Origin of the sequence: Pseudomonas cyclaminis (assembly GCF_015163715.1) — a bacterium.
GTDB classification, from domain to species: domain Bacteria; phylum Pseudomonadota; class Gammaproteobacteria; order Pseudomonadales; family Pseudomonadaceae; genus Aquipseudomonas; species Aquipseudomonas cyclaminis.
In genome coordinates this window covers 21,079-31,032 of record NZ_JADDUM010000145.1, presented here as the reverse complement: position 1 = coordinate 31,032, position 9,954 = coordinate 21,079, and the positions used below count along the sequence as shown (strand labels likewise).

Genomic DNA, 9,954 nt, shown 5'->3' with positions numbered 1-9,954 from the left:
CCCCCGATGGCGGTGTACCAGCCAATTTGTAGGTTGCTGACACACTGCTATCGGGGGCAAGCCCCCTCCCACATGGGGTGTATTGCCAGCCTGGCACCGGGGAATTTCGGGCAAAAAAAGAGACCCGAAGGTCTCTTTTTTCACGCGGTTCGAGCCTTACAGGCTGGAAATCCGCGCATGTTGCTCGGCCAACTTGCCCAAAGCCTGTTCCGCTTCAGCCAGTTTGGCGCGTTCTTTGTCGATCACTTCAGCTGGCGCCTTGTCGACGAACGCTGCGTTGGACAGCTTGCCGCCCACTCGCTGCACTTCGCCTTGCAGACGCGCAATTTCCTTGTCGAGGCGGGCCAGTTCGGCGCCCTTGTCGATCAGGCCGGCCATCGGCACCAGCACTTCCATCTCGCCGACCAGTGCGGTGGCGGAAAGCGGAGCTTCGGCGCCGTCAGCCAATACGGTGATCGACTCCAGCTTCGCCAGCTTCTTGAGCAGCGCGTCGTTCTCGCTGAGACGACGCTGGTCTTCGGCACTGGCGTTCTTCACGAACACGGCCAATGGCTTGCCCGGCCCGATGTTCATCTCGGCGCGGATGTTGCGCGTGCCGAGCATCAGGGCCTTGAGCCATTCGATATCGCTTTCGGCGGCTTCATCGATGCGTGCTTCGTTGGCCACCGGCCAAGGCTGCAGCATGATGGTCTTGCCTTCGATACCGGCCAGCGGCGCGAGGCGCTGCCAGATTTCTTCGGTGATGAACGGCATGAACGGATGCGCCAGGCGCAACGCCACTTCCAGCACGCGTACCAAGGTGCGACGGGTGCCGCGCTGGCGTTCAACCGGTGCGTTTTCGTCCCACAGCACGGGCTTGGACAGTTCCAGGTACCAGTCGCAATACTGGTTCCAGATGAACTCGTACAAGGCCTGGGCGGCCAGGTCGAAACGGAACTGGTCGAGCTGGCGGGTCACTTCGGCTTCGGTGCGTTGCAGCTGCGAGATGATCCAGCGGTCAGCCAGGCTCAGCTCGTAGGCTTCGCCGTTCTGGCCGCAGTCTTCGCCTTTATCCAGCACGTAGCGCGCGGCGTTCCAGATCTTGTTGCAGAAGTTGCGATAGCCTTCGACGCGGCCCATGTCGAACTTGATGTCGCGACCGGTGGACGCCAGCGAGCAGAAGGTGAAACGCAGGGCGTCGGTGCCGTAGCTGGCGATACCGTCGGCGAACTCGTCACGGGTCTGCTTCTCGATCTTCTTCGCCAGTTTCGGCTGCATCAGGCCCGAGGTGCGCTTCTGCACCAGGGTTTCCAGGTCGATTCCGTCGATGATATCCAGCGGGTCCAGGACGTTGCCCTTGGACTTGGACATCTTCTGGCCCTGGCCGTCACGCACCAGCCCGTGCACGTACACGGTCTTGAACGGAACCTGCGGCGTGCCGTCCTCGTTCTTCACCAAATGCATGGTCAGCATGATCATCCGGGCAACCCAGAAGAAAATGATGTCGAAACCGGTAACCAGCACGTCGGTGGAGTGGAATTTCTTGAGGAATTCGGTCTGCTGCGGCCAGCCCAGGGTGGAGAACGTCCACAGGCCCGAGCTGAACCAGGTGTCCAGTACGTCGTTGTCCTGTTGCAGCGCGACGTCTGGGCCGAGGTTGTGCTTGGCACGCACTTCGGCTTCGTCGCGGCCTACATAGACCTTGCCCGACTCGTCGTACCAGGCCGGAATGCGGTGGCCCCACCACAGTTGACGGCTGATGCACCAATCCTGGATGTCACGCATCCACGAGAAGTACATGTTTTCGTACTGTTTAGGCACGAACTGGATACGACCATCTTCCACGGCGGCAATCGCAGGCTCAGCCAGCGGCTTGGTGGACACGTACCACTGGTCGGTCAGCCACGGCTCGATGACGGTGCCGGAGCGGTCGCCCTTCGGCACTTTCAGGCCGTGGTCGTCAACGCTCACCAGCAGGCCGGCCGCGTCGAACGCAGCCACGATCTGCTTGCGTGCTTCAAAACGGTCGAGGCCGGCGTATTCAGCCGGGATCTTGCCGTCGATGCTGTCGTTCAGCGTGCCGTCCAGGTTGAACACCTGGCAGGCTGGCAGTACAGCGGCATTTTTATCGAAGATGTTCAGCAGTGGCAGGTTGTGGCGCTTGCCGACTTCGTAGTCGTTGAAATCGTGGGCCGGGGTGATTTTCACGCAGCCGGTGCCGAATTCAGGGTCGCAGTAGTCATCCGCGATGATCGGGATGCGACGGCCAACCAATGGCAGGTCGACGAACTTGCCGATCAGTGCCTGGTAGCGTTCGTCGTTCGGGTTAACCGCGACGGCGGCGTCGCCGAGCATGGTTTCCGGACGGGTGGTGGCGACAATCAGGTAGTCGTTGCCTTCAGCGGTCTTGGCGCCGTCGGCCAGCGGGTACTTGAGGTTCCACAGGAAACCTTTCTCGTCGTGGTTTTCCACTTCGAGGTCCGAAATCGCCGTGTGCAACTTGGTGTCCCAGTTGACCAGGCGCTTGCCACGGTAGATCAGGCCGTCTTCATGCAGGCGCACAAAGGCTTCTTTCACGGACTCGGACAGGCCATCGTCCATGGTGAAGCGCTCGCGGCTCCAGTCGACGGACGAACCCAGGCGACGGATCTGACGGCTGATATTGCCGCCGGACTGGTCTTTCCATTCCCAGATCTTTTCCAGGAATTTCTCACGACCCAGGTCGTGGCGGCTCTGCCCGGTGGCTTCGAGTTGACGCTCGACCAGCATCTGGGTGGCGATGCCCGCGTGGTCGGTGCCTGGTTGCCACAGGGTATTGCGGCCCTGCATGCGGCGGAAACGGATCAACGCATCCATGATCGCATTGTTGAAGCCATGGCCCATGTGCAGGCTGCCAGTGACGTTCGGTGGCGGAATCATGATGGTGTAGGACTCGCCCGCACCTTGCGGAGCGAAATAGTTCTCGGACTCCCAGGTGTTGTACCAGGAAGTTTCAATAGCGTGCGGCTGGTAGGTCTTATCCATGCGCGGCGGGACCCTAGTTGGCATTTATTCAGGAAAGCCGGCAAGTATAAGGGGTGAGGCAGCTGCAAGCTATAAGCTGCAAGCTGCAAGCGGAGCGCAGTGCTCTTACTTGCAGCTTGTAGCTAGTTACTTGTAGCTGCGGCGATCAGCCGTTCCATGCGCGCATCCATCCGGCGCTTGATCTCGGTCTCGATATGCGGGGCAAAGTCGTCGATCACGTCTTGCATGATCAATTGCGCGGCGGCGCGCAGTTCGTTGTCCAGGTGCAGCAGCAGGGCGTCAGGGGTTTTCTCGGCGGCGGCTGCAACGGGTGCAGCTTCTACGACGGGCGGTTCGACCGGAGCCGGGGTGGGTTTGCCGCCCACCATGTCAAATAGCAACGGAATCTGTACCTCGCCGTCGACCGACTCGGTCAGCAGCGGCGGTTGCACGCCATCATCACCCAGCAACTGACGGATCGACTCGAGGTCATCCAGCAGGTGGTCATCTTTTTTTACAGGGTTGGAAGTGTCCATCGTGTGCTCAAAGTCGTTGTAGCCGGTGATCTTGCAAAGGATAGCCCTGTTCGCGGTAGAAACGGAAACTCTCCCGCGCGGCCTGACGAATAGCCGGATCTTCCACCACCACTTCCGCCACCCGGGCGAACGCCTTGGCGAAGGGCGGTACTTTAAGGTCCAGGTTGACCAGCAGGTCATGGTGATCGCCGCAGCTGTCGCCCAAGCCCAGCACTACCAGGCCTTCGGGTTCGGATTCGGCAGGGCCGTGGGGCACGAAGCTTTCACCCTTGAAGCGCCACAGGCGGGCGTCGAGTTCGTCGCGTTGGGCGCCATCGCTGCAATGCAGGTAGATGCGGTGGCCCATGCGCCAGGCTTTTTCGGTGAGTTTGCAGGCAAAGTCCAGGCGCGCGAGCGGGTCGGCGCTGGGCAGTATATAGAAGTCGACTTGGGTCATTTGGGTGTGCAGATACCTTCTTATTTACCACCGGTCATTCACCACCGGGGTGACGATATCATCGTCGCCCCGGCGTCTTCAGGGTCAGGCCTTGGCGCGATCCAGCAGGTACTGGGTCAGCAGAGGTACTGGACGGCCAGTGGCGCCCTTGTCCTTGCCGCCGCTGGTCCACGCGGTGCCGGCGATGTCCAGGTGAGCCCAGTTGAAGTTCTTGGCAAAGCGCGACAGGAAGCAGGCCGCCGTGATGGTGCCGGCTTTCGGGCCGCCGATGTTGGCGATGTCGGCGAACGGGCTGTCCAGTTGCTCCTGATACTCATCGAACAGCGGCAGTTGCCAGGCGCGGTCGTCGGCAGCCTTGCCGGCGCTGAGCAGTTGCTCGATCAACTCGTCGTTGTTGCCCAGCAGGCCCGACGTGTGGGAGCCCAGGGCAACAATGCACGCACCGGTCAGGGTGGCGATGTCGATCACGGCTTGCGGCTTGAAGCGCTCGGCGTAGGTCAGGGCGTCGCACAGCACCAGGCGGCCTTCGGCGTCGGTGTTGAGGATCTCGACGGTCTGGCCGCTCATGGTGGTGACGATGTCACCTGGGCGTGCAGCGCCACCGCTCGGCATGTTCTCGGCGCAGGCCAGGATGCACACCAGGTTGATCGGCAGCTTGAGTTCCAGCACGGCACGCAGGGTGCCGAACACGCTCGCGGCGCCGCCCATGTCGTACTTCATCTCATCCATGCCGGCGCCCGGCTTGAGGCTGATGCCGCCGGTGTCGAACGTGATGCCTTTGCCGACCAGAGCGTAAGGCTTCTCGGACTTCTTGCCGCCGTTGTATTGCATCACGATCAGGCGGGGTGGCTGGTCACTGCCCTGGCCCACGGCATAGAACGAGCCCATGCCCAGTTCCTTGATCTTTTTCTCGTCCAACACTTCGACTTTCAGGCCCTTGAACTCTTTGCCCAATGCCTTGGCCTGCTCGCCCAGGAAGGTTGGATGGCAGATATTCGGCGGCAGGTTGCCCAGGTCGCGGGTAAACGACATGCCGTTGGCAATTGCGGTGGCGTGGGTCACGGCGCGCTGGACTTCAGCCTGGGCGGCCTTGATGGTCAGCAGGGTGATTTTCTTCAGGGCGCGGGGTTCGGCTTTCTGGCTCTTGAACTGGTCGAAGATATAGCCGCCGTCCACCAGGGTTTCGGCCAGCAGGCGGGTCTTGCCGTAGCTGTCACGGCCTTTGACCACGATTTCGTCGAGGGCCAGTGTGGCGTCACCACCACCCAGGCCCTTGAGGGTGCCGAGGATGCTGCTGATGATCTTGCGGAAAGGGCGGTCGCCCAATTCGGCATCCTTGCCCACGCCGACCAGCAATACGCGGTCGGCCTTGAGATTAGGCAGGCTCTGCAGCAGCAGGCTCTGGCCGACTTTGCCGGCCAGGTCGCCGCGCTTGAGCACTGCGCTGATGGCGCCGCCGCTGAGTTCGTCGAGTTGCTTGGCGGCCACGCCGAGCTTGCGGCCTTCGCCAATGGCGACCACGAGGGTGGCGGTTTTCAACGTTTCGGGGCTAACGCTTTTTACAACCAATTCCATTTTCGGGTCCCTTATAAAGGTCTGAGAGCCTGGGGTCTGTGTCCAGGCTTTAAAGCGTGGCAGTTGTGTAAACCGCCAGCGACAAAGGCCGCAGTTTGAACCTCGCCGACGGAGCCTGACAACCCTTGGCGCACGCTTTGTAGGTGTGCATGAGGTTGCGCAGTGACAGGCGCGGTCAATCACAGGATAATGCGCCATCTTTTTAGCCGGCCCTGTGTAAGGGGCTGACTCGGTATGCTGCTTGTTTGGCCGCCTTAGCCTGACAACCCTGGAGTGTCTGGTTTGATTGTCTTCCGTTATCTGTCCCGCGAAGTCCTGTTGACCCTGAGTGCCGTGAGTGCGGTCCTGCTGGTCATCATCATGAGTGGTCGTTTCGTCAAATACCTGGCCCAGGCTGCTTCCGGCGCCCTGGATCCAGGGTCGTTGTTCCTGATCATGGGCTTTCGCCTGCCAGGGTTCCTGCAACTGATCCTGCCACTGGGCCTGTTCCTCGGGATCCTGCTGGCCTACGGCCGCCTGTACCTCGAAAGCGAAATGACCGTGCTCTCGGCCACCGGCATGAGCCAGCAGCGCCTGCTCGGCATGACCATGATCCCGGCCGCGGGCGTCGCGTTGATCGTCGCCTGGCTGAGCCTGAGCCTGGCCCCCCAGGGCGCCATGCAGTTCCAGCTGGTGCTGAACAAGCAGGACGCGATGACCGAGTTCGACACCCTCGAACCGGGCCGCTTCCAGGCACTCAATGACGGCACGCGGGTCACCTACACCGAAACCATGACCGAAGACCGCGCCAACCTGGGCGGGGTGTTCATCTCCGAAAAACGCCTGGGCCAGGACAAGAAAGACCGGGGTATCTCGGTGCTGGTCGCCGAGTCAGGTCGCCAGGACATACGGCCGGACGGCAGCCGCTACCTGATCCTGGAAAACGGCTATCGCTATGACGGCAGCCCCGGCCAGGCCGATTACCGAGCCATCAAGTACGACACCTACGGCGTGTTGCTCGCCCGTCCGGATGTCAGCGACGAGGTGACCGACCGCGACGCCATTCCTACGACGGAGCTGTTCGGTAGCAAGGAACTGCGCTCCATCGCCGAGCTGCAATGGCGTATTTCCCTGCCTTTGCTGGTGTTTATCGTGACCCTGATGGCCGTGCCGCTGTCACGCGTCAACCCGCGCCAGGGCCGCTTCCTCAAGCTGTTGCCGGCGATCCTGCTGTACATGGCTTACCTCACCATCCTGATTTCCGCTCGCGGCTCCCTGGAGAAAGGTAAGCTGTCGCCGACCCTGGGTTTGTGGTGGGTGCATGGGATCTTCCTGGTGATCGGCCTGGGCTTGCTCTACTGGGAGCCTATCCGTTTGAAAATGTTGAGCCGTCGTGGCCAGAAGGAGTTGGCTCGTGGCTAAGCTCGATCGCTACATAGGTAGCAGCGTCCTGATCGCCATCCTGGCGGTACTGGGCATCATCCTTGGGCTGGCCTCGTTGTTCGCCTTCATCGATGAGGTGGGCAACGTCAGCGACACCTACACCGTGTGGGATGTGCTGAGCTACGTGGCACTTACCGCGCCGCGTCGTCTCTACGACATGATGCCGATGGCCGCGCTGATCGGCTGCCTGATCGGCCTGGGCAGCCTGGCCAGCAACAGCGAACTGACCATCATGCGGGCCGCCGGGGTGTCCATCGGCCGCATCGTCTGGGCGGTGATGAAACCCATGCTGCTGCTGATGCTGTGCAGCGTGCTGATCGGTGAATACGTGGCGCCGCCGGCCGAAACCACTGCCCAGGCCAACCGCGCCCTGGCCCAGGGTTCGGGCGATGCACAAAGCGCCAAGCACGGCCTGTGGCACCGCCAGGGCGATGAGTTCATCCACATCAACGCCGTGCAGCCGGGCGGCCTGTTGATCGGTGTGACGCGCTATACCTTCGATAAAGAACGTCACATGCTGTCGTCCAGCTTCGCCAAACGTGCGCAGTACAGCGGCGAAAAATGGCAACTGACGGATATCACTACCACGCACTTCCGCAATGTCGGCCAAGGCACCAAGGCCAGCACCGAAGTGATCAATGTACCGAGTGAAGAGTGGGACATTGCACTTAAACCGCAATTGCTAAATACCGTGGTGATGATCCCTGAAAGCCTGCCGATCTCCGGGTTGTGGAGTTACATCCACTACCTGAAGGAGCAAGGGCTGAACAATGGCCGCTATTGGCTGGCGTTTTGGGTCAAGGTGTTGCAGCCAGTAGTGACTGCCGCGCTGGTGTTGATGGCGATCTCGTTCATCTTCGGCCCGTTGCGCTCCGTGACCCTGGGTCAGCGCGTATTTACCGGTGTGCTGGTGGGCTTTACCTTCCGCATCGCCCAGGATCTGCTCGGTCCGTCGAGCCTGGTGTTCGGTTTCTCGCCGCTGTTTGCGGTACTGGTGCCGACCGCCATCTGCGCCCTGGCCGGGTTCTGGCTGCTGCGCCGAGCCGGTTGATACCGCGCTTATGCACAAAAAATGCCCCGCTCGAATGAGTGGGGCATTTTTGTTCTGGTCAGCAAAGATGACGTCTGGCCGAAGCTTCAGGTACAATTCCCGGCTATTTTTCAGCGGGCAATCTGCCTGCAGCCTTTTTGAGTGTTGATCCGTGAGTGATTTGAGTCATATCCGCAATTTCTCCATCATCGCCCACATTGACCATGGTAAGTCGACGCTGGCCGATCGATTCATCCAGATGTGCGGCGGCCTTGCCGAGCGTGAAATGGAGGCCCAGGTACTGGACTCCATGGACCTCGAACGCGAGCGCGGGATCACCATCAAGGCCCACAGCGTTACCCTGTACTACACCGCCAAAGACGGTATCAAGTACCAGTTGAACTTCATTGACACCCCGGGCCACGTTGACTTCACCTACGAAGTCAGCCGCTCCCTGGCGGCCTGTGAAGGCGCGCTGCTGGTGGTGGACGCGGGCCAGGGCGTTGAAGCCCAGTCCGTGGCCAACTGCTACACCGCCATCGAGCAGGGCCTGGAAGTCATGCCGGTGCTGAACAAGATCGACCTGCCACAGGCCGATCCGGACCGCGTTAAAGAAGAAATCGAAAAAATCATCGGCATTGACGCCACCGACGCCGTCGAGTGCAGCGCCAAGACCGGCCTGGGCGTCGACGAAGTGCTCGAACGCCTGGTCAAGACCATCCCAGCTCCCACCGGCAACTACGAAGATCCGCTGCAAGCGTTGATCATCGACTCCTGGTTCGACAACTACCTGGGGGTTGTCTCCCTGGTACGCGTGCGCCACGGCCGTGTGAAGAAGGGCGACAAGATCCTGGTCAAGTCCACCGGCAAGATCCACCTGGTGGACAGCGTCGGTGTATTCAACCCGAAACACACCGCCACCACTGATCTGAAAGCCGGTGAAGTAGGCTTCATCATCGCCGGTATCAAGGACATTCACGGTGCACCGGTAGGTGACACCCTGACCTTGAGCTCCACTCCTGACGTTGACGTGCTGCCGGGTTTCAAACGCATCCAGCCGCAGGTTTACGCCGGCCTGTTCCCAGTCAGCTCCGATGACTTCGAAGACTTCCGCGAAGCCCTGCAGAAGCTGACCCTCAACGACTCGTCGTTGCAGTACACCCCGGAAAGCTCCGACGCCCTGGGCTTCGGTTTCCGTTGCGGCTTCCTCGGCATGCTGCACATGGAGATCATCCAGGAGCGCCTTGAGCGCGAATACGACCTGGACCTGATCACCACCGCGCCAACGGTTATTTTTGAGCTGTTGTTGAAAACCGGTGAAACGATTTACGTAGATAACCCGTCCAAGCTCCCAGACCTGTCTTCCATTGAGGACATGCGCGAGCCGATCGTGCGCGCCAATATCCTGGTGCCGCAGGAACACCTGGGCAACGTCATTACCCTGTGTATCGAAAAGCGTGGCGTGCAGCACGACATGCTGTTCCTCGGTACCCAGGTGCAAGTGACCTACGATTGCCGATGAACGAAGTGGTCCTGGACTTCTTCGACCGTCTCAAATCCACCAGTCGCGGCTATGCTTCCCTGGATTACCATTCGACCGGTACCAATCGGCTAATCTGGTGAAACTGGATGTGTTGATCAACGGCGACAAGGTCGATGCCCTGGCACTCATCGTGCACAAGGACAACGCGCACTACAAAGGTCGCCAGCTGACCGAGAAGATGAAAGAACTGATTCCGCGCCAGATGTTCGACGTCGCGATCCAGGCCGCCATTGGCGGGCAGATCATTGCACGGACCTCCGTCAAGGCTCTCAGAAAGAACGTACTGGCCAAATGCTACGGTGGCGACGTGAGCCGTAAGCGCAAGCTGCTTGAGAAGCAAAAGGCCGGTAAAAAACGCATGAAGCAAGTGGGCAACGTGGAAATTCCACAAGAAGCCTTCCTTGCAGTGCTCAGGTTGGATAGTTAGGTC

6 protein-coding genes and 1 pseudogene are annotated in these 9,954 nt (G+C 60.4%); 3 read left to right on the top strand and 4 right to left on the bottom strand.

All coding sequences use genetic code 11. The features are described 5' to 3' along the window. Window positions 1–156: 156 nt before the first annotated feature. The 4 genes from IQK56_RS18365 to IQK56_RS18350 all read right to left on the bottom strand — a co-directional run bounded on the left by IQK56_RS18365 (window position 157) and on the right by IQK56_RS18350 (window position 5,529). A complete protein-coding gene (locus tag IQK56_RS18365) occupies window positions 157–3,003 on the bottom strand; it encodes a valine--tRNA ligase (protein WP_150676722.1) in 2,847 nt (948 codons plus the stop codon). A gap of 122 nt (window positions 3,004–3,125) precedes the next feature. Further along, window positions 3,126–3,518, bottom strand: coding sequence for a DNA polymerase III subunit chi (locus IQK56_RS18360; protein ID WP_150760495.1), 393 nt, complete (start codon window positions 3,516–3,518; stop codon window positions 3,126–3,128). A gap of 7 nt (window positions 3,519–3,525) precedes the next feature. Continuing rightward, window positions 3,526–3,954: a DNA polymerase III subunit chi gene (locus IQK56_RS18355; protein WP_150760496.1), complete on the bottom strand. Its 429-nt coding sequence runs from the start codon at window positions 3,952–3,954 to the stop codon at window positions 3,526–3,528. Between the two features lie 84 nt (window positions 3,955–4,038). Further along, window positions 4,039–5,529, bottom strand: coding sequence for a leucyl aminopeptidase (locus IQK56_RS18350; protein ID WP_122309954.1), 1,491 nt, complete (start codon window positions 5,527–5,529; stop codon window positions 4,039–4,041). 282 nt (window positions 5,530–5,811) lie between these two features. Between IQK56_RS18350 and lptF the strand changes: the two genes are divergently transcribed. The 3 genes and pseudogenes from lptF (at window position 5,812) to lepA (ending at window position 9,951) form a co-directional block, all read left to right on the top strand. Further along, window positions 5,812–6,930: an LPS export ABC transporter permease LptF gene (lptF, locus tag IQK56_RS18345; protein ID WP_122309958.1), complete on the top strand. Its 1,119-nt coding sequence runs from the start codon at window positions 5,812–5,814 to the stop codon at window positions 6,928–6,930. Further along, a complete protein-coding gene (lptG, locus tag IQK56_RS18340; RefSeq protein ID WP_099585004.1) occupies window positions 6,923–8,002 on the top strand; it encodes an LPS export ABC transporter permease LptG in 1,080 nt (359 codons plus the stop codon). The genes lptF and lptG overlap by 8 nt, the downstream gene beginning before the upstream one ends. Window positions 8,003–8,153: 151 nt before the next feature. Further along, window positions 8,154–9,951: pseudogene (gene lepA / locus IQK56_RS18335) on the top strand (translation elongation factor 4). The last annotated feature ends 3 nt before the right edge of the window (window positions 9,952–9,954 follow it).